Origin of the sequence: Microvirga sp. 2MCAF35 (assembly GCF_052115545.1) — a bacterium.
In the GTDB taxonomy this organism is placed as follows: domain Bacteria; phylum Pseudomonadota; class Alphaproteobacteria; order Rhizobiales; family Beijerinckiaceae; genus Microvirga.
The window spans coordinates 1-24,449 of the sequence record NZ_JBFRGW010000045.1; the positions used below are offsets into that span (position 1 = coordinate 1).

Annotated in this window: 23 protein-coding genes and 1 tRNA gene; 10 read left to right on the top strand and 14 right to left on the bottom strand. The window is 63.4% G+C overall.

The features are described 5' to 3' along the window. Positions 1-560: 560 nt before the first annotated feature. From gltX to gor, 6 genes are all read right to left on the bottom strand, one after another. A complete protein-coding gene (gene gltX, locus AB4097_RS18340; protein WP_442042183.1) occupies positions 561-1,901 on the bottom strand; it encodes a glutamate--tRNA ligase in 1,341 nt (446 codons plus the stop codon). A gap of 198 nt (positions 1,902-2,099) precedes the next feature. Beyond that, on the bottom strand, positions 2,100-3,833 hold the full coding sequence (locus AB4097_RS18345) for an NAD+ synthase (protein WP_442042185.1): 1,734 nt from the start codon (positions 3,831-3,833) through the stop codon (positions 2,100-2,102). Between the two features lie 73 nt (positions 3,834-3,906). After that, positions 3,907-4,557 carry a hypothetical protein gene (locus AB4097_RS18350; RefSeq protein ID WP_442042187.1) on the bottom strand — a complete coding sequence of 217 codons (651 nt, stop codon included), beginning with the start codon at positions 4,555-4,557 and terminating at the stop codon, positions 3,907-3,909. A gap of 317 nt (positions 4,558-4,874) precedes the next feature. Then, positions 4,875-6,260: a class II 3-deoxy-7-phosphoheptulonate synthase gene (locus AB4097_RS18355; protein WP_442042189.1), complete on the bottom strand. Its 1,386-nt coding sequence runs from the start codon at positions 6,258-6,260 to the stop codon at positions 4,875-4,877. A gap of 297 nt (positions 6,261-6,557) precedes the next feature. Further along, positions 6,558-6,785 (bottom strand): hypothetical protein, encoded by a 228-nt coding sequence (locus tag AB4097_RS18360; protein ID WP_442042191.1) that lies wholly within the window; start codon positions 6,783-6,785, stop codon positions 6,558-6,560. Between the two features lie 30 nt (positions 6,786-6,815). After that, positions 6,816-8,201, bottom strand: coding sequence for a glutathione-disulfide reductase (gene gor, locus AB4097_RS18365; RefSeq protein ID WP_442042193.1), 1,386 nt, complete (start codon positions 8,199-8,201; stop codon positions 6,816-6,818). Positions 8,202-8,433: 232 nt separating this feature from the next. Between gor and AB4097_RS18370 the strand changes: the two genes are divergently transcribed. The 3 genes from AB4097_RS18370 to AB4097_RS18380 all read left to right on the top strand — a co-directional run bounded on the left by AB4097_RS18370 (position 8,434) and on the right by AB4097_RS18380 (position 11,457). Continuing rightward, entirely contained in the window at positions 8,434-9,405 is a 972-nt protein-coding gene (locus AB4097_RS18370) for a Bug family tripartite tricarboxylate transporter substrate binding protein (RefSeq protein WP_442042195.1), read from the top strand. Between the two features lie 68 nt (positions 9,406-9,473). Then, on the top strand, positions 9,474-9,947 hold the full coding sequence (locus tag AB4097_RS18375) for a tripartite tricarboxylate transporter TctB family protein (protein WP_442042197.1): 474 nt from the start codon (positions 9,474-9,476) through the stop codon (positions 9,945-9,947). A gap of 10 nt (positions 9,948-9,957) precedes the next feature. Beyond that, on the top strand, positions 9,958-11,457 hold the full coding sequence (locus tag AB4097_RS18380) for a tripartite tricarboxylate transporter permease (RefSeq protein WP_442042199.1): 1,500 nt from the start codon (positions 9,958-9,960) through the stop codon (positions 11,455-11,457). Between the two features lie 143 nt (positions 11,458-11,600). Here the strand turns inward: AB4097_RS18380 and AB4097_RS18385 are convergent, their stop codons facing one another. From AB4097_RS18385 to AB4097_RS18400, 4 genes are all read right to left on the bottom strand, one after another. Further along, positions 11,601-11,924, bottom strand: coding sequence for a DUF2853 family protein (locus AB4097_RS18385; protein ID WP_442042201.1), 324 nt, complete (start codon positions 11,922-11,924; stop codon positions 11,601-11,603). 203 nt (positions 11,925-12,127) lie between these two features. Further along, complete coding sequence (locus AB4097_RS18390; protein WP_442042202.1) at positions 12,128-12,634, bottom strand: DUF2059 domain-containing protein; 507 nt, start codon at positions 12,632-12,634, stop codon at positions 12,128-12,130. A gap of 30 nt (positions 12,635-12,664) precedes the next feature. Further along, on the bottom strand, positions 12,665-13,360 hold the full coding sequence (gene rpiA / locus AB4097_RS18395; protein ID WP_442042204.1) for a ribose-5-phosphate isomerase RpiA: 696 nt from the start codon (positions 13,358-13,360) through the stop codon (positions 12,665-12,667). A gap of 127 nt (positions 13,361-13,487) precedes the next feature. Then, complete coding sequence (locus tag AB4097_RS18400; RefSeq protein WP_442042206.1) at positions 13,488-13,946, bottom strand: hypothetical protein; 459 nt, start codon at positions 13,944-13,946, stop codon at positions 13,488-13,490. 91 nt (positions 13,947-14,037) lie between these two features. Between AB4097_RS18400 and AB4097_RS18405 the strand changes: the two genes are divergently transcribed. Further along, positions 14,038-14,739 carry an HAD family hydrolase gene (locus AB4097_RS18405; protein ID WP_442042208.1) on the top strand — a complete coding sequence of 234 codons (702 nt, stop codon included), beginning with the start codon at positions 14,038-14,040 and terminating at the stop codon, positions 14,737-14,739. Positions 14,740-14,806: 67 nt separating this feature from the next. Here AB4097_RS18405 and AB4097_RS18410 read toward each other — a convergent pair. After that, a tRNA-Val gene (locus tag AB4097_RS18410) sits at positions 14,807-14,881 on the bottom strand. A gap of 247 nt (positions 14,882-15,128) precedes the next feature. On the opposite strand from AB4097_RS18410, the gene AB4097_RS18415 reads away from it, so the two are divergent. After that, positions 15,129-15,713 carry a L,D-transpeptidase gene (locus tag AB4097_RS18415; RefSeq protein ID WP_442042210.1) on the top strand — a complete coding sequence of 195 codons (585 nt, stop codon included), beginning with the start codon at positions 15,129-15,131 and terminating at the stop codon, positions 15,711-15,713. A gap of 61 nt (positions 15,714-15,774) precedes the next feature. Here AB4097_RS18415 and AB4097_RS18420 read toward each other — a convergent pair whose 3' ends face one another. Then, positions 15,775-16,143: a gamma-butyrobetaine hydroxylase-like domain-containing protein gene (locus AB4097_RS18420; protein WP_442042212.1), complete on the bottom strand. Its 369-nt coding sequence runs from the start codon at positions 16,141-16,143 to the stop codon at positions 15,775-15,777. A 93-nt stretch (positions 16,144-16,236) separates the two neighbouring features. Here AB4097_RS18420 and moaA point away from each other — a divergent pair, with 93 nt between their 5' ends. The 3 genes from moaA to AB4097_RS18435 all read left to right on the top strand — a co-directional run bounded on the left by moaA (position 16,237) and on the right by AB4097_RS18435 (position 19,174). Beyond that, positions 16,237-17,274 (top strand): GTP 3',8-cyclase MoaA, encoded by a 1,038-nt coding sequence (gene moaA / locus AB4097_RS18425; RefSeq protein WP_442042214.1) that lies wholly within the window; start codon positions 16,237-16,239, stop codon positions 17,272-17,274. 28 nt (positions 17,275-17,302) lie between these two features. Further along, the gene (locus tag AB4097_RS18430; protein WP_442042216.1) at positions 17,303-18,091 is read left to right on the top strand and encodes a transporter substrate-binding domain-containing protein; all 789 of its coding nucleotides are present in this window, start codon (positions 17,303-17,305) and stop codon (positions 18,089-18,091) included. Between the two features lie 216 nt (positions 18,092-18,307). Beyond that, positions 18,308-19,174: an NAD(P)-dependent oxidoreductase gene (locus tag AB4097_RS18435; protein ID WP_442042218.1), complete on the top strand. Its 867-nt coding sequence runs from the start codon at positions 18,308-18,310 to the stop codon at positions 19,172-19,174. Positions 19,175-19,239: 65 nt separating this feature from the next. Here the strand turns inward: AB4097_RS18435 and AB4097_RS18440 are convergent, their stop codons facing one another. After that, complete coding sequence (locus tag AB4097_RS18440; RefSeq protein WP_442042220.1) at positions 19,240-21,480, bottom strand: caspase family protein; 2,241 nt, start codon at positions 21,478-21,480, stop codon at positions 19,240-19,242. A gap of 155 nt (positions 21,481-21,635) precedes the next feature. Here AB4097_RS18440 and AB4097_RS18445 point away from each other — a divergent pair, with 155 nt between their 5' ends. Further along, positions 21,636-22,976: a cadherin domain-containing protein gene (locus AB4097_RS18445; protein WP_442042222.1), complete on the top strand. Its 1,341-nt coding sequence runs from the start codon at positions 21,636-21,638 to the stop codon at positions 22,974-22,976. Positions 22,977-23,011: 35 nt separating this feature from the next. Here the strand turns inward: AB4097_RS18445 and AB4097_RS18450 are convergent, their stop codons facing one another. Next, positions 23,012-23,218, bottom strand: coding sequence for a hypothetical protein (locus AB4097_RS18450; RefSeq protein WP_442042224.1), 207 nt, complete (start codon positions 23,216-23,218; stop codon positions 23,012-23,014). 287 nt (positions 23,219-23,505) lie between these two features. Between AB4097_RS18450 and AB4097_RS18455 the strand changes: the two genes are divergently transcribed. Continuing rightward, positions 23,506-24,441 (top strand): AraC family transcriptional regulator, encoded by a 936-nt coding sequence (locus AB4097_RS18455; protein ID WP_442042226.1) that lies wholly within the window; start codon positions 23,506-23,508, stop codon positions 24,439-24,441. Positions 24,442-24,449: the final 8 nt, after the last annotated feature.

The following is a 24,449-nucleotide window of genomic DNA, read 5'->3' on the forward strand; positions in this document are numbered from 1 at the left end:
GGACCAGCTGGGACGACACCCAAGGTCGACCTCCCACGATCACAGGTGTGCGAGACCTGCGGCGGGACCGCCTCCCGCCCCACACTGGCTGACGCCTCGCGAGCGCGCCCCTCGGTGGGCGGGAGTACCCAACGATATAGCCGAGCTTACACCGGCTGTCAAGAACAAAGACAGAACATAACGTTGCCCTCACCAGCTCATCGCCGTCATCACCGGCCTCGTGCCGGTGATCCCGATGGATCGAAGCGCGGTGCTTCACAGAAGCGGGATGGCCGGCACAAGCCCGGCCATGACGTGGCAGAGGATGGAAACGGAGCGCTTATCTCCTTGTCCTGAGCCCTCATCCTGAGGGGATTGCGTCAGCAATCCGTCTCGAGGTCCCGGACCATGTCCGGGCACGAGGGGCATCTCCAGAGAGCACTGGACGATCCTTCGAGACGCAGCTGCGCTGCTCCTCAGGATGAGGGCAGAGTTATAGAAGCCAGTCACTCAGGATGCGGTCGGAAGGTTGGCCGGAGAGGTGGATGGCCGGGATAAGCCCGGCCATGACGGGAAGCCCGTTAAGCCGCTTGCCCCGACAGCCGCGCCTTAGCCCGCTCCGGCCCGATCAGCGGCAGCAGCGCCCCCAGTTCCGGCCCGTGATCGAGCCCGGTGAGCGCGAGGCGCAGGGGCATGAACAAGGCCTTGCCCTTCACCCCGGTTTTCGCCTTCACGGCCTCGGTCCAGGCCTTCCAGGTCGTCGCGTCCCAAGGGGCCGCCGGCAGAACGCCCATGGCCGCTTCGATGAAGGCCCTGTCGTCGATGACGGGCGTCACCGGACCACGCACCACCTTGGCCCATTCGGCGGCATCGCGAACCTTCGTCAGGTTGCCGCGCACGGCGAGCCAGAAAGCTTCGCCCGCATCCGCATCGAGCCCGGCCAGCCGCTCGCGGGCCGTCTCATAGGGCATCTCATGGATCAGGCGGGCATTCAGATTCTCCAGCTCGCTCTCGTCGAATTTCGCGGGCGCGCGGGAGATATGGGAGAAGTCGATCAGGCGGGCGAGTTCGTTGAGATCGGCCACCGGCCGCACGGCCTCCGCCGAGCCGACGAGAACGGCGAGCGAGGCCACCGCCTGTGGCTCGAGGCCGGCATCGCGAAGGCCCTTGATCGAGAGATGACCGAGGCGCTTCGACAGGCCCTCGCCGCTCGCCGTGATCAGCAGGCTGTGATGGGCGAAGGTGGGAGCGGCCGCCCCGAGAGCCTCGAAGATCTGGATCTGCACCGCCGTGTTGGTGACGTGATCCTCGCCGCGGATCACATGGGTGATCTTCAGCTCGATGTCGTCCACCACGGAGGGCAGCGTGTAGAGATAGGTCCCGTCCTCGCGCACCAGCACCGGATCGGAGAGCGAGCTGCAATCCACGTGGCAGGGGCCGCGCACGAGATCGTCCCAGGCGACGTTCGTCGGCTCGAGGCGGAAGCGCCAATGGGGCCTTCGCCCCTCCTGTTCGAGCTTGGCGCGATCCTCGTCGTTAAGCTTGAGGGCGGCCCGGTCATAGATCGGCGGCAGGCCACGGGCGAGCTGGCGCTTGCGGCGGAATTCCAGCTCTTCCTGCGTCTCGTAGCAGGGATAGAGCCGTCCGACCGCCTTCAGCCGCTCGGCGGCCGCGTCATACAGTTCGAACCGGTCCGACTGGCGGACGATCACGTCGGGCGGGATGCCGAGCCAGTTCAGATCGGTTTGAATTGAATCCGCGTATTCCTGCTTCGACCGCGCCACGTCCGTATCGTCGAAGCGCAGGATGAAGGTGCCGCCTTCGCGCCGCGCATAGAGCGCGTTGAGCAGGGCGACGCGGGTGTTGCCGATATGGATGTGCCCGGTCGGGGACGGGGCGAAGCGAACGATGGGCTTGGACATGGGAGATGCTATGGCGAAGGGATACGGGCGACGCAAGGGGTGACGGAATTTTCACTGTCATTCCCGGTCGGAGCTCCGAGGGATCGCGCCCCTCCGACGTCATCACCGGCCTCGTGCCGGCCATCCGGATACGGTGAAGCGCCGCGCTTTTCGGAGCGGGATCACCGGGACAAGCCCGGTGATGACGTAGAGTGAGTCCTAGACGTCCATCGATCCCATGCGCGGCTTGCCGATGGCGCGCTCGAGACCCTCGTCCTTCCGGTGCGCCTCCAATCCCTGGTCGCGATAGCGGTTGACGATAGGATAGCGGCGGTCGCGGCCGAAATTCCTGCGTGTCACCTTCACGCCGGGCGCCGCCTGCCGGCGCTTGTATTCGGCGACATAGAGCAGCCGCTCCACCTTCTTGACGGTCTCGAGATCGTAGCCCTTCGCCACGATGTCGGAGACGCGCAGCTCGTCCTCCACGAGACCCCGCAGGATCGCGTCGAGATCCTCGTAGGGCGGCAGGGAATCCTGGTCTTTCTGGCCCTCGCGCAGTTCGGCCGTAGGTGCCTTGGTCAGGATGTTCTCGGGGACGACGATCCCGTCCGGTCCGAGTGCCCCCTTGGGCTTCCAGCGGTTGCGCAGAGCCGCGAGGCGATAGACCTCCATCTTGTAGAGATCCTTGATCGGATTGAAGCCGCCATTCATGTCGCCATAGATCGTGGCATAGCCCACCGACATTTCCGACTTGTTACCGGTCGTCACCACCATGGCGCCGAACTTGTTCGAGATCGCCATGAGGATGGTGCCCCGGGCGCGGCTCTGGAGATTTTCCTCCGTGATGTCGCGTTCCCGGCCGGCGAAGATCGGCTCCAGGGCGGTCTCGAACCCTTCGACCGGGGCGGCAATCGGCAGATTGTCGTAGCGGACGCCGAGCATCTGCGCGCAGGCTTCCGCGTCCTTCAGGGACTCGCCCGAGGTGTAGCGGTAGGGCAGCATCACGCAATGCACCCGCTCAGGCCCAAGCGCATCCACCGCCATGGCGGCGCAGATGGCGGAATCGATGCCCCCGGACAGGCCCAGCACCACGCCCGGGAAGCGGTTCTTCTCCACGTAATCGCGAAGCCCCAGGACGCAGGCGGCGTAATCGGCCTCCTCACCCTCCTCCACCGTCACGACAGGCGCCTCGCGGCAGGCCCAGCCCTCCTCACCCTTCACCCAGGTGGTGAGCGCTACGATTTCCTCGTTGGCGGGCAGCTGGCAGGCGAGCGAGCAATCCGCGTTGAGCACGAAGGACGCGCCGTCGAAGACCAGCTCGTCCTGCCCGCCGACCTGGTTGAGGTAGACCAGGGGAAGCCCGCTCTCGGTCACGCGGGCGGCCGCGATGTTGAAGCGCTCCTCGGTCTTGCCGCGCCAATAGGGCGAGCCGTTCGGCACGAGGAGCATCTCGGCGCCGGTCTCGGCAAGGCATTCCACCACGTCGCCGGTCCAGATGTCCTCGCAGATCGGAATCCCCAAACGGATGCCGCGGAAGTTCACCGGCCCGGGCAGAGGCCCGGCGGCGAAATTGCGCTTCTCGTCGAAGACGCCGTAATTGGGCAGATCGACCTTGAAGCGCACCGAGATCGAGCCGCCGTCGAGAAGCGCGTAGGCATTGTAGAGCTCGCCCTCCTCCCGCCACGGCAGGCCGATGAGCATGCCGGGCCCGCCATCCGCCGTCTCGCGGGCGAGCCGTTCGAGGGCGGCGCGGCAGGAATCCTGAAAGGCCGGCTTCAGCACGAGGTCCTCGGCGGGATAGCCTGCGAGGAACTGCTCGGCGAACATCACGATATCGGCCCCGAACCGGGCCGCTTCCGAACGCGCTGCCCGCGCCTTCTCTTCGTTGCCGGCCACATCGCCGACGATGGGATTGAGCTGAGCGAGGGCGATCTTGAGCGTGTTCTGAGTCATGATACCTGCGGATTTAGCGCGCCGCCCGTTGCGCAGCAATAAGATGCAGTCGCCCTCAGTTTCTATATGGGTCCTATTTTTGGACTTTTGCACCTCGAACGGTGGCGCGCCATACGTGCACTATGGCTAAACATCCAATCCATAATGTCAGGGCACCTAAGACAGGGATGGCCTGAATGGATAACCAATAGCCGAAAATGTTTGCATACTCGCCATCGAATCCGATTGCATACTTTGCCAATCGCCTACGGCCGGGACTCGGGCCGAAGCTGATTATTGTAGAGCTATAGAGGAACTGGTAAAATAAAAATAACAAGAAAAGCAGAAGTGCAGCAATAGAATATGCCACTCTCTTGTATTCGCTTTCGCCGGCGGTGGACGCTTTCATCTCAATGAAGATTGTGAACGGAAGTGAGAAGATTCCGAACGCAAGCGAAATTCCAAAAACACACAAGTAACTGCTGACAACATCTGCATGAAGGCGCGAAACACATTCCGATGAGATTTGAGCAAGCCTCTGCGCCTCGCTCCAGGCACCTGGGAAATAGTCCTGCAGAATGCGTTTTGAAGCTGCATCGCCCCAAGGGAGCGCGAGTCCACATTGTTGCTCCCGATAGGCTTCCAGAGCCATCAGCATAACTAAGCCTGAGCCGATCAAGCTAACAAGGATCGGCACCAGGAGGGGCAGGTATGGCCGATATCTGGCGGCGACAGCATTACTCACGTTGCATTCCAGAGAAGTTTATTTTAAATTTATAACGTTACATATACACCATAGATAGCCATCCTAGCGCAATTCCTTACAAGTTCAGATTTTCGGAACCGCTTACAGTCCAGTTCGTTATTTACACACGAAACACTGGGAGACTGACATGTTGAAAGGCGGCCTGCTCTGGCTCATCGGCATTCCCCTGCCGATCATTCTTCTTCTCTTCTTCTTTGGTTGGCTCCACTAGGGCCCAATACGAGTAGAGTTGCGTATGAGTAAAGCAGAAGGGGCGCCGAAAGCGCCCCTTTTACTTGTTCAATCCGTCCAGTCGCTCATTCCGCCGCGAGGGCGGCCGGTTGTTCCCTTGACTGGCGCTCCCGCTTGATGAGCTCCGAGGTCAGGAAGGCGATTTCCAGCGCCTGCTCGGCATTGAGGCGTGGATCGCAATAGGTGTGGTAGCGGTCGCGCAGGTCCGCATCGGTGAGCGCGCGGGCGCCGCCCGTGCATTCCGTCACGTTCTTGCCGGTCATCTCCAGGTGGATGCCGCCCGCATGCGTCCCTTCCGCCTGATGGATGGAGAAGAAGTCCTGCACCTCACCCATGACCCGCTCGAACGGCCGGGTCTTGTAGCCCGAGGCCGCCTTGATGGTGTTGCCGTGCATCGGGTCGCAGGACCACACGACCGTGCGCCCTTCCCGCTGCACCGCACGGATCAGGCTCGGCAGATGGTCGCCCACCTTGTCGACGCCGAAGCGGCAGATCAACGTGAGACGACCGGCCTCGTCCTCGGGGTTGAGCATGTCAATGAGCTTGAGCAGCCCATCGGCCGAGAGTGACGGACCGCATTTGAGGCCGATCGGGTTCCGGATGCCGCGCATGTATTCCACATGAGCGTGGTCGAGCTGGCGGGTGCGGTCGCCGATCCAGAGCATGTGGCCGGAGGTGGCGTACCAGTCGCCGGTCGTGGAATCGACGCGGGTCATGGCCTCCTCATAGCCGAGCAGCAGGGCCTCGTGGCTGGTGTAGAAATCCGTCGAGCGCATCTCGGGATGGGTCTCGGGATCGATGCCGATGGCCCGCATGAAGTTCAGGCTCTCGGTGATGCGCTCCGCGAGCTCGCTGTAGCGGGAGGATTGCGGGGAATCCTTTACGAAGCCGAGCATCCAGCGATGGGCGTTCTCGAGATTGGCATAGCCGCCGGTCGCGAAGGCGCGGATCAGGTTGAGCGTCGCGGCCGACTGGCGGTAGGCCATGAGCTGGCGGCGCGGATCCGGCGTGCGGGCTTCAGGTGTGAAGGCGATGTCGCTGATGATGTCGCCCCGGTAGCTCGGCAGCTCGATGCCGTCGATGGTTTCCGTCGGAGCCGAGCGCGGCTTGGCGAACTGGCCGGCAGCCCGGCCGACCTTCACCACGGGCGAGCCGCCCGCATAGGTCAGCACCACGGCCATCTGGAGGAAGAGGCGGAAGAAGTCGCGGATGTTGTCGGCCGAATGCTCGGCGAAGCTCTCGGCGCAATCGCCGCCCTGGAGCAGGAAGGCCTCGCCCTTGGCGACCTTGCCGAGGGTCCGCTTCAGCTTGCGGGCCTCGCCCGCAAACACGAGCGGGGGAAAGCCGGCGAGCTGCTGCTCGACGCTCTCAAGCGCCTCAAGGTCCGGATAGGCCGGAACCTGCTGGATCGGCTTGTTTCTCCAGCTATCGGGCGTCCACCGCTCGGTCATGACACTAACCCCCGTGTCCTTTCTCGAAATCTCTATCGTTCACCGCAACAAGCGGCACGAATGGGCACCTATACACGACATATTCAAAAAGGCGAGTGCGTTAGCGAGCCACCTCGCACGAGGGTCCGCATGCCGCAGGCGCCCCATCCGGCCTGAAAACCTGCCGAAATGTGGAAAAAGACGCCCCTCAGCGGGCGTGACGCTGCCGGCTCTCGCGCCGCGACATCCAGAGAGCGCCCAATCCCATCGTCACGGCGATGACCGGGATGCCGAAGTAAACATAGGCCTCCAGGAGGGTCATGGCTTCAGGTCTCTCAAGATCAGTTTCGCTATCGAATGTAGGATGAACCCGACGAAAAGCCAAATGATGCTGACCAGGATCGCGATCGCATCCCTCGGCATGGCCTCCGATCCGTAGCCGACGGCAACCATCGGCCCCACGAAACCGGCGATGACGAACGCGACAGCGACGTTGTTGAGCGCTGTCGCGGTCAATTTGGTCTGCTCGTTATGAATTAGGCTCACGCAAGGCCCCCAAATGCCACTTCGGCTTGTCTATCCCACCGCCACCGGCTTCTTCACCACCACGGGCGTGCGCATGGTGACCAGTTCCTCTGCTGCCGTTGGGTGAACTGCCACGGTGCGGTCGAAATCGGCCTTGGTGGCGCCCATGGTGACGGCGATGCCGGCGAGCTGGATCATCTCGCCTGCGTCATGCCCCATGATATGGACGCCCACGACCTTGTCGGTCGCCTTGTCGACGATGAGCTTCATGAAGACCCGGTCCTTGCCGCCCGAGAGCGTGGCCTTCATCGGCCTGAAGGCTGTCTTGTAGACGTCCACATCGCCATAGATGGCCCGGGCCGCGTCCTCGCCGCAGCCGATCACGCCGATTTCCGGGGTCGAAAAGACGGCCGTGGGGATGAGGTCGTGATCGACGATGGTGGGCTTGCCCCCGAAGACCGTGTCGGCGAAGGCGTGGCCCTCGCGGATGGCGATGGGGGTGAGGTTCGCCCGGTTGGTCACGTCGCCGACCGCATAGATCGAGGGAACGAGGGTCTGGGAATAGCCGTCGACGGGAATGGCCCCGACCTCGTCGACGGTGATGCCCGCCTTCTCCAGCCCGAGCCCCTTCGTGTTCGGACGCCGGCCAGTGGCGACGAGAACCTGGTCGACCGCGAGGGTCGAGCCGTCGGACAGGGTCGCGGCAATGCCATCCGGCGTCTTCTCGAGGCTGGTGAGGGTCCTGCTCAGCGCGAGCTTGATCCCGCGCTGAACATAAGCTTCCCCGAGCGCATCGCGCACGTCCTCATCGAAGCCGCGCAGGAGCTTGTCGCCCCGGTGCAGGAGCGTGACCTCGCTGCCGAGACCGGCGAAGACCCCGGCGAACTCGACCGCGATATAGCCGCCGCCGACCACCAGGATGCGCTTCGGCAGTGTTTCCAGATGGAAGACCTCGTTGGACGTGATGCCGAGTTCCCCACCGGGGATAACCGGCTCCAGGGTCGGGTGGGCTCCGACGGCCACCAGGATGATGCGGGCGCGGAGGCGGGCACCGGTCTTGAGCAGATGGACCGTATGCGCGTCCTCGATCACCGCGCGGCTGTCCACGACCTCGACACCGGCCTTCTCCAGATTGGCGCGATAGATGCCCTCGAGCCGGTCGATCTCTTTGTCCTTGTTGCGGATCAGGGTCGCCCAGTCGAAGCGTGTCTCGCCGACGCTCCAGCCGAAGCCCTCCGCATCGTGGAAATCGTCGGCGAAGCGGCTCGCATAGACCATCAGCTTCTTCGGCACGCAGCCGCGGATGACGCAGGTCCCGCCGACCCGGTACTCCTCCGCCAGCATGACCTTCGCCCCGTAGCCCGCGGCGATCCGCGCCGCGCGCACGCCGCCGGATCCCCCTCCGATCACGAACAGGTCAACGTCGAATGAGGACATGGTGCGGTCTCCGCTCACTACTGCAACTTGGATTCATTCATATAAGGGTTGTTTTCGGCAACGTCGCCCGCCGGCCCTGCTCCGGGTGCATGGCTGCTCACCTGGATCGAGAAGCTCTTACGCTAAGGTTCAACAACGATAAAGGAGCAAGCCGCTTGCCGCTCTCCTGTTCCCTCATTAGGGTCTGCGGCGGACAAGCCGACCAAGTCTCGGCGTCAATTGGAGGAAACTAATGAGCCAACTTCGTAAAGGTCTTTGGCGCAGCGCCCTCGCTGCGGCGGCCGTGGCGGGATTCGTGACATCGGCTGCAGCTCAGATGGAGCTCAAGATCATGGCTCCGGCAGCACCCGGCGGCGGCTGGGACCAGACGGCCCGCTCCATGCAGCAGGCCCTGACCCAGGCCGGCATCGCCAAGAGCGTGCAGGTCGCCAACGTGCCGGGCGCCGGCGGCTCCATCGGCATCGCCCAGCTCGTGAACAACTCGAAGGGCGACGGCAACCAGCTCATGGTCATGGGCTACGTGATGGTGGGCGCGCTCCTCACCAACAAGTCGCCGGTCACCCTCGATCAGACGACGCCGATCGCCCGCCTGACCTCGGAATACGAGGCCATCGTGGTTCCGGCGAACTCGCCGATCAAGTCCGTCAAGGATCTCGCCGACGCCATCAAGGCCGATCCGGCCAAGGTGACCTGGGCCGGCGGCTCGGCAGGCGGCGTCGACCACATCGCGGCCGCTCTCTTCGCCAAGGCTTCAGGCGCCGATCCGACCAAGATCAACTACATCCCCTTCTCCGGCGGCGGCGAGGCTCTTGCGGCCATCCTCGGCGGCAAGGTGACCGCCGGCATCTCCGGCTACGGCGAATTCGAGAGCCAGGTGAAGGCCGGCAAGCTGCGCCTCCTTGGCCTGACCACCCCGGCCGACAAGGCCACCGCCGACCTGCCGTCCATCAAGGCGCAGGGCGTCGACCTCGAGATCGCCAACTGGCGTGCCGTTGTCGCACCTCCCGGGATCTCGGCCGACCAGAAGAAGGCTCTGACGGATGCCATGGATAAGATGGTCAAATCCAAGGAGTGGCAGGAGATCCTGAAGGCCAAGGGCTGGGAGGATTCCTACATGTCCGGCGATGCCTTCGCCAAGAACCTGACCGACGAGCAGGCCCGCACGAAGGAAGTCCTTACGGCCGTGGGGCTGGTGAAGTCTTAATTTTCAAGATAAAGGCCGTTGGAAGCGCCGCGTTCTCGGAGCGCGGCGCTTCTTTTTTGGGACAATCCATGACCACATCACCCAAGCGGCGCATCGACGTGGCAGGCCTCGTCATCGCGTTCACTCTCATCGGCCTGGCCGGTCTTGTCTGGTGGGACATGACCAAGCTCCAGATCCTCTCGCCCTACGATCTCGGCCCGAAGGTCATGCCCATCGTCGTCTCGATCGGCCTGACCCTGCTCGCCATCGGCAACGGCATCGGTGCCTTGCGCGGCGATCTCCCTCCGCGTGACAGCCTCGACTGGAAGCCGATCATCCTCATTCTCGGCGGGCTTGCCTGCCTCATTGCCCTGATCGCCGTCGGCGGAGGCTTCATGATCGGCACGGCCATCCTGTTCGCCACCACATCGGCTGCCTTCGGTCGCCGGGCTTTCCTGACCGATCTGTTGATCGGCGCAGTGATCGCGGTCTTCATTTACCTGCTCTTCGGAAAGCTCCTGACCCTGTCCCTTCCGGCAGGGCCGCTCGAGCACCTGATCTGAGGCCCTGCCCATGGAAGCCTTTACCTCCCTCGCAAACGGCCTTTCCGTCGCCATCCAGCCGATGAACCTGCTGTTCGCCCTCATCGGCGTTCTTCTGGGCACCGCCGTCGGCGTTCTGCCCGGCATCGGCCCGGCGCTCACGGTGGCGCTGCTCCTGCCGATCACCTTCAAGCTCGATCCGGGCGGTTCCATCATCATGTTCGCCGGCATCTATTACGGCGGCATGTATGGCGGCTCGACCACCGCCATCCTGATCAACACGCCGGGTGAAAGCGCCTCCATGGCGACGGCGCTCGAAGGCAACCTGATGGCCAAAGCCGGCCGCGGCGGCCCGGCGCTGGCAACCTCCGCCATCGGCTCCTTCGTGGCCGGCACCATCGCCACCCTGGGCCTCACGCTGCTCGCCCCTTATCTCGTGGAAGTCGCCGTGAGCTTCGGGCCGGAGGACTATTTCGCCCTCATGGTCGTGGCCTTCGTGACCGTTTCGGCCACGTTCGGCGATTCCCCCGTCCGGGGCCTCACGAGCCTCTTCATCGGCCTGCTGCTCGGGCTGGTGGGCATCGACATCCTGTCCGGCCAGTCCCGCCTCAGCTTCGGCATCCCGGAGCTCTACGACAATATCGAGGTCACGACGCTTGCAGTCGGTCTCTTCGCGGTCGGCGAGGCCCTTTACGTTGCCTCGCGGCGGCATATCCACGAGGAGAAGCTCGAAGCCGTTCGCGGCTCCCTCTGGATGACCAAGGAGGACTGGAAGCGCTCCTGGAAGCCATGGCTGCGCGGAACGCTCTTCGGGTTCCCGATCGGGGCCCTTCCGGCCGGCGGCGCGGAAATCCCGACCTTCCTGTCCTATGCGACGGAGAAGAAGCTCACCAAGTACCCGGAGGATTTCGGCAAGGGTGCGATCGAAGGTGTCGCGGGGCCGGAGGCTGCCAACAACGCCTCGGCCGCCGGCACGCTCGTGCCGCTGCTGACGCTCGGCCTTCCGACATCTGCGACGGCCGCCATGATGCTGGCGGGCTTCCAGCAATATGGCCTCAATCCCGGCCCCCTGCTCTTCGCCGAGCAGCCCAACCTCGTGTGGGGCCTGATCGCCAGCCTGTTCATCGCCAACACCATGCTGCTGGTGCTGAACCTGCCGCTGGTGGGCCTGTGGGTGAAGCTGCTCACGATCCCGCAGCCCTGGCTGTATGCGGGCATCCTGGTCTTCGCCACCATGGGCACCATCGCGGCCAATCCTTCGCCGGTCGAACTCATCATGCTGACGGTGTTCGGTGTGCTCGGCTTCCTGATGCGGCGGTTCGACTTCCCCATTGCCCCGGTCGTCGTCGGCCTGATCCTCGGCCCGATCGCGGAAAGCCAGTTGCGCCGGGCGCTCTCGATCAGCCTGGGCGACCCGATGGCGCTGCTGCAGAGCCCGATTTCGGCCACGCTCCTCGGCATCGCCCTGATCGCCTTGGTCCTGCCCTTCGTCCTGAAAGGCATGGGACGCTTCAAGGCTGTCGAGGACTAACCTCGTCCAATACCCGATGGGATGGCAGGCCCCGTGCCGGCCATCCCGTTGCGCAGACGTGCTACGCTTCAACCTATTGGAATGACCGGCAGGCGGCCGGCGATGGCGCGGCAGGTGAAGGGCCCACCTGCCTCCGGCAAAGTCTACGACGAGAAAGCCGACAGCTTTCCAAAATGGTCGGCGAGCAGATAATAAACCGTCACACGGTTCTTGGTGCGGTCGCCTTTGAGCTTCTCCCCGACTGCGACAAGGGCTTGGTCCAGTTCGGCATCTGACGCGCTCAATCCGAGTTTCTTCTTCAGGAAGTTGTCACGCACGCGTGCGAGTTCCGTCGGATCCGAGAACGACACAAGGGCGGAATCGCGATTCCGCAATGCAATGCCGAGATATCGCGCGATGCCTGCAATTGCCTTATCGTCGGCATGAGCAGCATATTTCTTGACGTCGGCAGCCCAATCTTCAGCCATGGCCCACTCCTATGCGGCCCTGCGCCCGAAGGCAGGGCGGTGGAAAGGCCTTGTCCACTGGTGGCGGCATGCGAGCCTGAACCCGGGGATAAAGCCCTGCAGAGACAATGCTAGCGCCGCGCTGGGCTGCGGCAAGGATGAGGCCCCTCAAAGAAAAAGCCCGGCGAACCGGGCTTTCCTTGAATCGGGACGAAAGGTAGGCCTCAGTTCAGCTGATGGCCGCGCTTGCTCATTTCCTCACGGGCGCGGGTCAGGATGAACTCCGAGGTCCTCTGGGTCCAGATCGTCATATCGCGGACGATGGCGTCGAGAATTCCCGGCTGCAGCTGCACCCATTTCTGCCCGACCGGAGACTTGTAGAAGGCCGCGATCTCCTTCAGGTCCGTCTCGCTCAGGCGCGATGCAAGGGTCTTGGCCGTGGCGTCGATCATCTCCTTCTTCTTCTGCTCGACCTCAGGACGGATGAGAGTCACCACCTGATCCAGATCCTGGCGGATTTCAGGGCGAGTCACGTTCATCTGCTGGAGCTGGTTGAGCAGCGGATCGGTCATGGCATCGAAGGCTCCGGTCAGGCCGGAGCTGGTGGCGACTTCCGTAGCGGCAGCAAGGTGGCTGGCGCTGGGTTGCGGTGTCTGCTGGGCGAAAACGGGACTTGCAAGCATGAACAACGCGACCGAAGTCGCGGCCAGGCGGGAAGCGTTGCGGATCATAGAAGAGGCTCCAATCGTCATGGTTTCTGGTCAGAGCTGACCGAGTTCGACAAGCCTGTCGCCCGTTGCGAGGATCGCCCCGGTGGCCAGGCCCAGGAAAAGACCGTGCTCCACGACGCCGGGGACGTTGTTCAGCGTCGAGGCAAGCACGTTCGGCTTGTCGATGCGCCCGAGATGCGCATCGAGAATGAAATGGCCTCCGTCCGTGACGTAGGCGGCTCCGTCGGGGGCATGCCGGAGAAGCAGCTCGCCGCTCATCCCGAGGCTGTCGAGCAGCTTGACGATGGCGCTCTCAGTCGCCGTGAGGCCGAAGGGCACGACCTCGATGGGGAGAGGAAAGCGGCCGAGCTTCGAGACGTGCTTGGATCCATCGGCGATGACGATCATCCGCTGGCTTGCGGAGGCGACGATCTTCTCGCGCAGGAGAGCGCCGCCGCCACCCTTGATGAGGCGCAGGTCGTCGTCGATCTCGTCGGCTCCGTCGACCGTCAGGTCGAGCTGCGGGGTCTCGTCGAGGGTCGACAGGGGAATGCCCTCGCGCTGCGCCTGCTCACGGGTGGCCTCGGATGTGGGAACGCCCACCACCTTGAGCCCAGCCCGAACCCGCTCGCCGATGGCCGCCACGAAATGCGCGGCGGTCGAGCCTGTGCCCAGGCCCAGCCTCATGCCGTCCGTGACGAGTTCGGCAGCCCTGTCGGCCGCAGCGCGCTTGAGATTGTCGCTCACTGAAATCCTCTAAGAATACGTCCGCTCCGGCCTGCGAAAGCTGTTTTGCTCGCCTCTAGCATGTCGGAGCGGCTGAAAGAAAGAAAGTATCATCCACGATCGGCAACGGGGTCTCGCTCCGGCCCGGTCAGGGACGCTGCGGCGAAGCCCCCGTGCCGGCAGAGCCGCCGCTCGGGGTTGCGGCCGTCGGCGCGGCCGACGAGACGGCGGGAGACGGGGTCGTCTGAGGAGTGCAGACCACACGCTCGTCGAAAACGTAGCAGATGCTCATCTGGCCGGTCCGGTAATTGACCCGGAAGACGCCCCCTTCCCGCTCGTGACGGGACGCGACAAGACCGTATTCTCCAGGGGCCTGGGCTCCTGCGCCCTCGCCCGCGCTGTAGCAGAGAGTGACCCCGACCGTGCCTTCCTGTAGACCGTACTGGCAGGAGCTGACCTCGCCGGTGATCCGATCGATCCTATAAATCCTGTTCAGGTCGGTCTGAGGCGCAGGGACGAAATCATAGGACGCCGCCAGGGCGGGGCTGGACAAGCCTCCCAGCGCCAGGACTGCCGATATCAACGCCGCGGAACCAAGGGGCCGCATTCACCACTCCATCCGGTAAGAACGAATCAACCATAGGCACCATATCATCCCAGTGCTTGATTCCCTTGCCTGCAGCAGGTAGCCGACCTTCATGGCCATTGATACCCCGCACATCGTCTCGCCCATCGCCGTCTTCGACCTCGATGGAACCCTGGCAGATACGGCCGGCGACCTCGTCGGGACCCTCAATGTGATTCTCGAACGGGAGGGCCTCGCGCCTCTGCCGGTCGCCAAGGCGCGCGACATGATCGGCGCCGGCGCGAGGGCCCTGATCGAACGCGGGTTCGAGGCCGCCGGCAAGGAGCTGACGCCCGCTTATCTCGACGAGCTGTTCCGTCAGTTCATGGTCCATTACGGAGAGAACATCTGCGTCCGGACGCAGCTTTATCCAGGCGTCGCCGCGGCGCTGGACCGGCTGGAAAGAGCGGGCTTCATCCTGGCGGTCTGCACGAACAAGGTCGAGGAACACTCGGTCAAGCTGCTCGACGAACTCGGCGTCGGCCGGCGTTTCGCGGCCAATTGCGGGCGCGACACCTTTCCCTATTTCAAGCCGGATCCACGCCACCTGACCCTCACCATCGAGCGCGCCGGCGGGAGCCCGGCCCGTGCCGTGATGATCGGCGATTCCCGGACGGACATCGTGACGGCGCAGAATGCCGGCATTCCGGTCGTCGCGGTCCCATTCGGCTATACGGATGTGCCGGTCCGCGACCTGGGACCGGATCTCGTCATCGATCACTTCGACGATCTTTTCGCTGCCGTGCAGGCCGTCATGAGGCCGCTGGCGGCCTGATGCGACAGGCACCGATCGTGCACAGCGCATGCGCACGAAAAAGTGAAGCTTCATTGTCAGGAAGGAATGGTGGGCGCGACAGGGATTGAACCTGTGACCCTTCGCGTGTGAAGCGAATGCTCTCCCGCTGAGCTACGCGCCCTGACCAGCGCCTTCTAAAGGCGCAGAGCCCCCGGCGTCAAGCCAAAGAAGCATGCCTCGCGGCAAGTATTTTGTTTCGTGAATTGCGGCAGCACGGCCTTAACGGCTTGGTCACGATGTGGCGGGAAAGAGACCGTTTTGGGCTAGAATTTTATAGCAGAACCTTGATAAGCCATGGATCCGAAGCGGGGCTGTTGCGTTAAGCAATGGCAGAACCTGCCACCAACCATGTTTTATCTGAGGCAAAAATGGGACGCACCCGCGCTGCCCTGACCGGGCTCGCCTGCGCCTTCGTCGCTCTCGCGACGCCGGCTGCGGCATTTACGGCAATCGATCCTCTGACCCGCCAGCCGCTCTACAGCCCTGAAGATGCCCTGAGGGCCCAGGCCGCGCCGGTCGCGCGCGAGGTCGTCTCCTTCGACGGCCGCTACACGCCCGGCACCATCGTCGTCTCGACGAGCGAACGTCGCCTCTGGTTCGTGCTCGGCAACGGCCAGGCGATCCAGTACGGGGTCGGCGTCGGGCGCCCGGGCTTCACTTGGTCAGGGTCCCATTCCGTCACCATGAAGCGCGAGTGGCCGGATTGGCGCCCGCCGGCGGAGATGCTCAAGCGCCGCCCCGACCTGCCGCGCTACATGAAGGGTGGGCCCGACAACCCGCTCGGCGCCCGCGCGCTCTACATCGGCAGCACGATCTACCGTATTCACGGCTCGAACGAGCCGGAGACCATCGGCGAGGCCGTCTCCTCCGGCTGCATCCGCATGACCAACGAGGACGTTACGGACCTCTACAACCGGGCCAAAGTCGGCGCGAAGGTCGTGGTTCTGCGGTAAGAGAGCCGAAATCGCATCTCGTGGCTGGGCTCGCCCGGCCATTTTCGTCAGGCGATCCCCATCACCGCGTCCGATCTCGGGACAAGCCCTTGGCGGCCAGTTCATCGAGATAAGCCTGCCACTTCTCCCCCTGCTCGGCTCCGAGCCGGTAGAGATAGTCCCAGCCATAGATCCCGGTATCGTGCATGTCGTCGAAGACGAGCTTGACGGCGTAGTTGCCGATCGGCTCCACGCCGATGATCTGCACCTCCCGCTTGCCCGGCACCGTCTTGCGCTCGGCGGGGCTGTGGCCCTGGACCTCGGCGGAGGGACTTGTCACCCGCAGATACTCGGCCGGCAGCTCGAAGGCCGCACCGTCGTCAAAGACGATGCGAAGGCTGCGCTTGTCCTTGGCAAGGCGGAGTTCCGTCGGCCAGCGTTCAGATGTCATAGCCTCGACCCCTTTCCCGGAACACGATTTCACGCTAACTGCTTGATCATAACATCGAAGGCAAGCGCTCACCCGAACAAGGACGTCCCCACCATGGGAGCCTTTCCGGCCCATCTCGAGAATGCCGATACCGACCGGTCCCTCCTGGACCCGTTCGGCCGAGCGATCACGTATCTCCGCGTCTCGGTGACGGATCGCTGCGATTTCCGCTGCGTCTACTGCATGTCCGAGGACATGGCCTTCCTGCCCAAACGCGACCTGCTCACCCTCGAAGAGCTCGACCGCATCTGCACGGCGTTCGTCGACCGAGGGGTGCGCAAGCTGCGCATCACCGGCGGCGAGCCCCTGGTGCGGCGGGACATCATGACCCTGTTCGGCTCCCTGTCGCGCCATCTGGATTCCGGCGCGCTGGACGAGCTCACCGTCACCACCAACGGTTCGCAGCTTGCCCGCCACGCCAAGGACCTCGCTGCCTGCGGGGTCAAGCGCATCAACGTGTCGATGGACACCCTCGATGCCGACAAGTTCCGCCGCATCACCCGTTGGGGCGACCTCACCAAGGTGCTGCAGGGGCTGGACGCCGCGCAGAACGCGGGCCTCAAGATCAAGATCAACGCGGTGGCGCTGAAAGGCGTCAACGAGGACGAGATCGTGCCCATGCTCGAATGGGCGCATGGCCGCGGCATGGACCTGACCCTCATCGAGGTCATGCCGCTCGGCGAGATCGACGGCCAGCGCATCGATCAATTCCTGCCGCTGTCCCTCGTCCGTGCCCGTCTGTCCGAGCAGTACACCCTGGAGGATCTTGCCGACCGCACCGGAGGACCGGCCCGCTACGTGCGGGTCAAGGAGACCGGCGGGCGGCTCGGATTCATTACGCCGATGACCCACAATTTCTGCGAGAGCTGCAACCGGGTGCGTCTGACCTGCACGGGCCAGCTCTTCATGTGCCTCGGCCAGGAGGATGCCGCGGACCTGAGGGGCCCGGTGCGCGCCTCCAGTTCTGACGAGCTGCTCGAGCGGGCCATCGTCGATGCCATCGCCCGCAAGCCGAAGGGGCACGATTTCATTATCGACCGGCGCCACGCCCGTCCGGCGCTGAGTCGTCACATGAGCGTCACAGGCGGTTAGGCTTAAGGCGATGAGTGCGAGTGTCATCATGTTCACGCGAAGGCTGGCCTTCCTGGCATCCGTTCTCATCGGCCTGGGAACGGCACCGGCATTTGCGCAGGATGCCGCGCCCGCACCGAAGCCGACGATCCGCATCGCCATCGAAGGCGCCTATCCGCCCTTCAATTTCATCGATGCCAGCAACGAGTTGCAGGGTTTCGAGGTCGAACTCCTCAAAAGCCTCTGCGACGCGATGAACGTCACCTGCGAGCTCGTTCAGCATGAATGGGACGGCATCATCAAGGGTCTTCTGAAACGCGAATACGATGCGATCATGTCTTCTCTGGAAATCACGGACCGCCGCCAGAAACGGATCGCCTTCTCGGATCCTTACTACCGCATCCCAGCAGTCTTCATCGGGTCCAAGGAGACCGCGCCCGGCGCCGTTACTCCTGCGGCGATGGCAGGCAAGAAGATCGGCACCATCGAACGCACGGACCACGAAACCTATCTCAAGACCTTCTACAAGGATTCGGAGATCGTCCTCTTCGGGAAGGCGGAAGAAGCCAATCTCGATCTTCTCGTGGGCCGCATCGATGCCGTCTTCGCCGATGAACTGCTCCTTTCGAAATTCCTGAAGAGTCGCGAGGGAACCTGCTGTCATATCCTCGGCGATGCGCCCGCGGAGCCCCCCTACAAGCGCGAGTCCTACGGCATCGGCCTGCGAAAGGAGGACGCGAGCCTGCGCGAGCAGTTCAACCGCGCCATCGCGCAGGTGAAGGCGGACGGAACCTATGACCGGATCCGCACCGAATATTTTTCCTTCGACATCAAATAGAGACGTTCGGTCGGACCTGCATTTGTCATAGCCTGGCTCGCCCCGGCCATCCCGATCATGTAAGGCTCGACGTTCAACGGATCGGGGTCACCGGCACGAGGCCGGTGATGACGCGGAGTGTGTCATTCCCGGTTGAACTCACCGAAGATCCGGAAAAACCAGGTCCACTTTTCCGTACGATGCGCTAGAACCGGCGAAGCATTCAGGGAGCAGATGATGGCGAAGGTTGCATTCCTCGGGCTCGGCGTGATGGGCTACCCCATGGCCCGCCACCTCAAGGCGAAGGGTCATGAGGTGACGGTCTATAACCGCACGGCGGCCAAGGCCGAGCAGTGGGTCTCCGAGAACGGCGGGCGCGCCGCCAAGACGCCGCGTGAGGCGGCCGAGGGTCAGGAAATCGTCTTCGCCTGCGTCGGCAACGATGACGATCTGCGTCAGGTGACGCTCGGCCGGGACGGCGCATTCCACGGCATGGCACAAGGCGCGATCTTCGTCGATCACACCACCGCCTCGGCGGAGGTGGCTCGCGAGCTCCATGCCGCCGCCACGGACAAGGGCTTCGCGTTCATCGACGCTCCTGTATCGGGCGGTCAGGCGGGTGCTGAAAACGGCGTTCTCACGGTCATGTGCGGCGGCAACGCGGATGCCTACGCGAAGGCCGAGCCTGCGATCATGAGCTTTGCCCGCGCCTCTCGCCTGATGGGTGAAGCCGGCGCCGGCCAGCTCACCAAAATGATCAACCAGATCTGCATCGCCGGCGTCGTGCAGGGCCTGGCCGAGGGTATTCACTTCGGCAAGAAGGCCGGCCTCGACATCGAGGCCGTGCTCGAGGTGATCTCCAAAGGCGCCGCAGGGTCCTGGCAGATGGAGAATCGGGGCAAGACCATGAACCAGGGCAAGTTCGATTTCGGCTTCGCGGTCGATTGGATGCGCAAGGACCTGTCCATCGTGCTGGACGAGGCCCGCAAGAACGGTGCCAGCGTGCCGGTCACGGCACTGGTCGACCAGTTCTATGCCGACGTGCAGAAGATGGGCGGCAGGCGCTGGGATACGTCGAGCCTGATCGCCCGGCTCGAAAAGTAAGCACGGGCTGATAAGCCAGGATCGAAATCGAAGCGCCGGGGCCGAGAGGCTCCGGCGCTCTCGTTTCAGCGCCCTTCTTCGGTGCAGGGCCGGCCGGGCCGGCATCGCTCGGGGTTGCCCCCGCCTTGGCGTCCGGACTGTGCCGGAGCGGGACGGACCTGCGCCGGCCTGTCAAGCGCGGGGCGCTGCGGTTCGCGGAAGGCGCGCTCCTCCCGCGGAGCCTCCATGCGCGGAGCTGGCCTGGGTTGGAAGACCGGCGCCTCCGGGCGCTCCATCCGGGGCATGGGACGCGGCGAAAGACGCTCGCGATCCACTCTGTCCCAGGTGGCAGGCCGCTCGCGCTCCATAGGCGGGCGAAGACCATCATCCCGGCGAGGACGGCGCTCCTCCGGCTGCGGGAAGACAGCCGCTGGATGACCGGCCTCGCTCCTCCCAGGCCGTTCGCGTTCCATCTCGATCCGCGGCCTCTCGGGGCGCGCCTGCCGCGGGAGGATGTCTTCCCTGTCGAAGCGCGGGTTCCCCGGTCGGGCGGCATCCCGCGCGGGAGCTTGCGGGCGGACCAGGCGAGGATCGGGACCACGCTCGGCGGGGCGTAGAACGCGTGGCACCTCAGGGCGGATCGCAGGTTCGCCGATATCGGACCGTCCCGGACGAGGCCGCTCCTGCGGAATAGTTACAACCGGGATCGGGCGTGCGGGAATACGGCCAGGACGCGTCTGCGGCGTCTCGCCGGGGCGAGCGCCCCTGCCCTCGCGTGGCGCCCTCGGGTCCACCGACACCGGAATGGGTTGAATCGGCGCAGCGAGCCCGGGCTGGCGCGGAACGACCGGCTGCTCGGGGCGAAAGCCGCGGCGTGGGCGGGAACCGCGCTCATCACTCATCAGACCGCCGAAAACCGGCGGAGCGGCGACCGGGATGGCGACCGGACCGCGCGGCGTGATCGGCGCGATGGGCTGGTAGAAGGAGCGCGGCGGGCGGGCGCGCATTGGAACCGGAATGGCCATCGGAATCGGCAGCACACCGGCCATGATGGGCGGCGGAGGAGGTTCGCGGATGATCGTGACGAACTCCTCGTCCTCATCGGACGGCGGCAGGAGATAGACCGGTGTGCGCGGGGGAGGCACGTCGCGGATGATGGTGACGACTTCCACGATCTCAACCCGCTCCACCTCTGGCAAGGGCGGCGGCAGATCCTCGTAGACCACCTCCTCAAAGGAGGCTGGCGGAGCATGGGGCGCGGACAGGCGCGCCAGCCGGCGCTGGCAATCCGCCGCGTGGGGGCCGTTCGGATAGCGCCGCAGATAAGTCCAATAGGCCTCGCGGGTATTTCTGGTGAGCGTGCGGCGCCAGACGATTGCCTCCCGGCGCGCGGCGAGCAGCGCCGTCACGCGGCGGGCCAGGCGATGGTCCGGGTAGCGGCGGAGAAAAGCCTGATAATCCTGGATCGTGTCGCGCTCGACCGCGATGGCATAAGCCTCTTCGGCTGGGACATCCTCGATCCGGCGCACCTCGCGCACCAGGGGCGTTGCCGCTGCCTCCGCCTGCTCGAAGAAGACGAAGGAGCCGTTTCCGAGATTGGCCGAATGCCAGGGGATCTGCAGGCCGTTCGTAGCCTCGTGCGTCCGAAGGCGCGTGCGGGCGAAAACCTCGTCGAGGGGCATACCGGGCTGGCGGATCATTTCCGCCAGAGCCGCCGCATAGGCTCCGTAGGACCCCTGCCTGTCGGACGCCACGATGTTGGGAGCCGAGGAGAAGGCCATCAGGAATCCGGCAGGCGGCTCCATCAGGGCAAGGCCCTGGGCCACCGGCTCACTCCTGGGACCGAGTGGATAATCGCGCGCCATGTCGGCGACGATCACCCGCGCTTGCGCGGGACTGCGCTCCAGGGAACGGACGAGGTCGGACAGGCGAAAGCCTTCGATCGGGACGTCCACATCGCGCTCGATGCGGGCATCGACCGGCAACAGGTAATTCTCGCCTTCAAGCTGAATCCCATGGCCCGCCAGATAGACCATCACCGTGGAGCCGGGCTCCAGATTCTGCGCCTTGCCGAGAAAGTCACGAACGAGGCTGCGCAGATCGCCGGCGCCAAGATCGCGCCCCTGGATCACCTCGAAGCCGGCGCCGGTGAGGGTCTGGGCGATCAGGCCGGCATCGTTGGCGGCGGTCGGAAGCGGCCGGCCCTGATAGGCGCCCTGCCCAACCACGAGGGCAAGACGGTCCTGAGCGGAGGCAATGGTCGCCTGCCCGAGGGGGGCCGTCAAAGCAAGGCCAATAAAAACGATAGCACGTTTCAGACGAGACACGGATTACGCACCTTTCACCCGCCCTGCGGGTCCTCACGAGGAGAAAAGGCCAAGGTAGTTGAACGGGTCGTGAACACCGCGTCCAAATAGTCGCAGTTGCCCTTCGATAAGCGAAACTTTATAACGATAAAAGCGCAGATAGATTCAGAGATCCTATGTCTTATCTCCATTTCAACGGTCATGTTTACGAGGTCAGGGGTTACGCTTACGGCGGCACGGAACAGCCACTCTCCTGGGAAAGTGCGAAGAATGCCGCGTTAGACTTCGGTGGGCATCTCGCAAAAATCGAATCCGCTGCCGAGAACACGGCGATCTTCAATTATGTGATGCACGAGCGGGAGTCTTGGTCGCTGGACCAGCATCACACGGCCGTAGATGGCGGCGGTGCCGAATATGTCTGGATCGGCGCGAACGACATCTCAGTTGAAGGGCAATGGAAATGGGCTGACGGCACGCCGTTCTATTACAAGAATGGGGGTGGCACGAATCTCTACTCAAACTGGGGATCAGGCCCATCAGGGATCGAGCCGGATAACTTCACCAATCCTCAAGTCAGCCCTAATGGCCAAAACTGTGGCGCACTTGCCTTGGGTGCATGGCCTTCGCCTAGTGGCGGCATCGGCGTCGCAAGCCAATGGAATGACATCGCAATCACCAACACCCTCTTCTACGTCGTAGAGTACGACACGGATGGCCCGAACGCCAATCCGCTCGATCTGTCTCTCTCTCGTTCCTCAGTTGCAGAAGACGCAGCCATCAACTCAATTGTTGGCACGTTCTCGGCCCTCGACGGAGACGGTGACGCGCTCACCTATACGATCACGGACCCGACCGGCACGTTTGCTATCGAGAACGGCAACCTTGTCCTGAAGAAGGCGCTCGATTTCGAGACCGTGCGCCAGTATTCGATCACGGTCGAGGCTCGCGACGGCTATGGTGGCGTGACTTCCGGATCCTTCACGATCAACGTCGCCGACGTTACTGAGACGACAACACCGGTTCCCGTCACCCGGATCGGGACGACCAGCGCCGACACGCTCGCTGGCGATGCCGGCAATGACACTCTCTATGGCCTCGCAGGCAACGATCAGCTCGTTGGAGAAGCAGGCGACGACACGCTGTATGGCGGCCTGGGCAAGGACTCGCTCAAGGGAGATGCGGGCAAGGACGTGTTCGTGTTCGATGCCAAGCTGTCGAAGACCAACGCCCTCAACAAGAAGCAGAACCTGGACCGGATCAGCGACTTCGTCGTGGCCGACGACACCATCCACCTGGCGAAAAGCGTATTCAGCAGGATCACGAAGAAGGGGGTGCTCAAGAAGGGCGAGTTCTATGTCGGCACCAAGGCGCACGACCGCGACGATCACGTGATCTACAACAAGAAGACCGGCGCGCTGTCCTACGATGCCGACGGCAATGGCGCCAAGGAGGCGATCCAGTTCGCCGCGCTGCCGAAGAACCTCAAGATGACCAACGCGGACTTCCTCGTTTTCTGAAACGTCGAGCGCGATGACCGAACATTCGCGGCGCGTCAGCGCCGCGTCACAGTCAGATAGACCACGAAAGCGCCTATGGCGATGGCAAGACCCATGATCGCCAGCTGACGCGTCTCGCCCGTCAACGCCGCGTCCCGGTACATCTGGTTGAGCCGCTCGGCCCGTTCGGGATCACGCGACATGAAGAGCCCGATCACGATGCTCAATGTGGCGAGGCCGAGAATCCAGTAGGTGGGGCGCATCGATCTTTCTCCTTATCGTTCTCATCGTGGACTTTTTATTTATAGTTGCATCTCGATACAGCTCTGCACTTGAAGATTGTCAAACAGGATCACCGCCTCGATACTGATATCAACTTCGGTCATGGACACATCATTTTGTCCGTGTAAGTCTGAAATGCCTTATTCTCCAATTCTCAACATACAATTGTTTCAGGTGAAACTCCCAGTCCTCTAAACTCATGTCCGCAAAAACCGGAAAGCTTATTGCCGATCATTCCTTCAGGACCAGGGAGCTTGATGAGCTCGAAGTGGCATTGAGCCAATTCGTCGCCTCTCAGAAGCTTGCCCCCATGACACGGGGTGGACAACTTGACGGCGGATTTCGATTCCACGGCCTTCAGGATCTGGGCGTCTTCGACGTTCGATTTGGGCGCAAGATGTTCATCGATCTCCCGCCGAACGATACGGATGAGCGCCTCAACAACTTCGCTTTCGTGATGGCCCAGAAGGGAAGCGCTCAACTGCTCTACGGGAATGACGAGTTCAACGTTTCGGGACCCCAGAGCATCATCTTCTCGTCCGGCCCCAAGCGCATCCTTAGGTTTTCCGAGGACTGCGACGCCCGCGCTCTTCTCGTGGACCGCGGCAGACTATCGCGACATTGCGCAAAGCTGCTTGGGCATGAACTGAATCGGCGCATTGAGCTCGACATCGACCTACCGCTCGACACGGCGGCTGGCAGAAGTTGGCTTCGTATCGTCGAATATGCGTCGGCTGAACTCAGCAACCCGGATTCGCTCATCAGGCACGTGCCGGCGGCCTGGGACAACCTTGAGCAGCTGGTCCTGACGACCTTGCTCTACGGCCATCGACACAATTACTCAGATTTACTTCTCCAGCCGCAATCGGCAGCTGCTCCCTACTACGTGAGGCGAGCAGAGGCCTTCATCGAGGCGCACTTCGCCGAGCCCTTGTCCCTGGCGGAGATTGCGGCGCAGGCCGGCGTGAGTGCCAGAAGCCTGCAGAACGGCTTCCAGAGATTCCGCAACAGGACTCCAATGACGTTCCTGCGATCGGTTCGCCTGCAAAAGGCACACAAAGCGCTCCTTGTCGCGGATCCGTCTCTCAACTCCGTCATGCAGATCGCCCTGGCGTGCGGCTTCTCGCATATGGGAGAGTTCGGGACAGCCTACAAACGAATGTACGGCGTCACGCCCCGTGAGACCCTGGCGAGGATCATATGAAGGAGAGC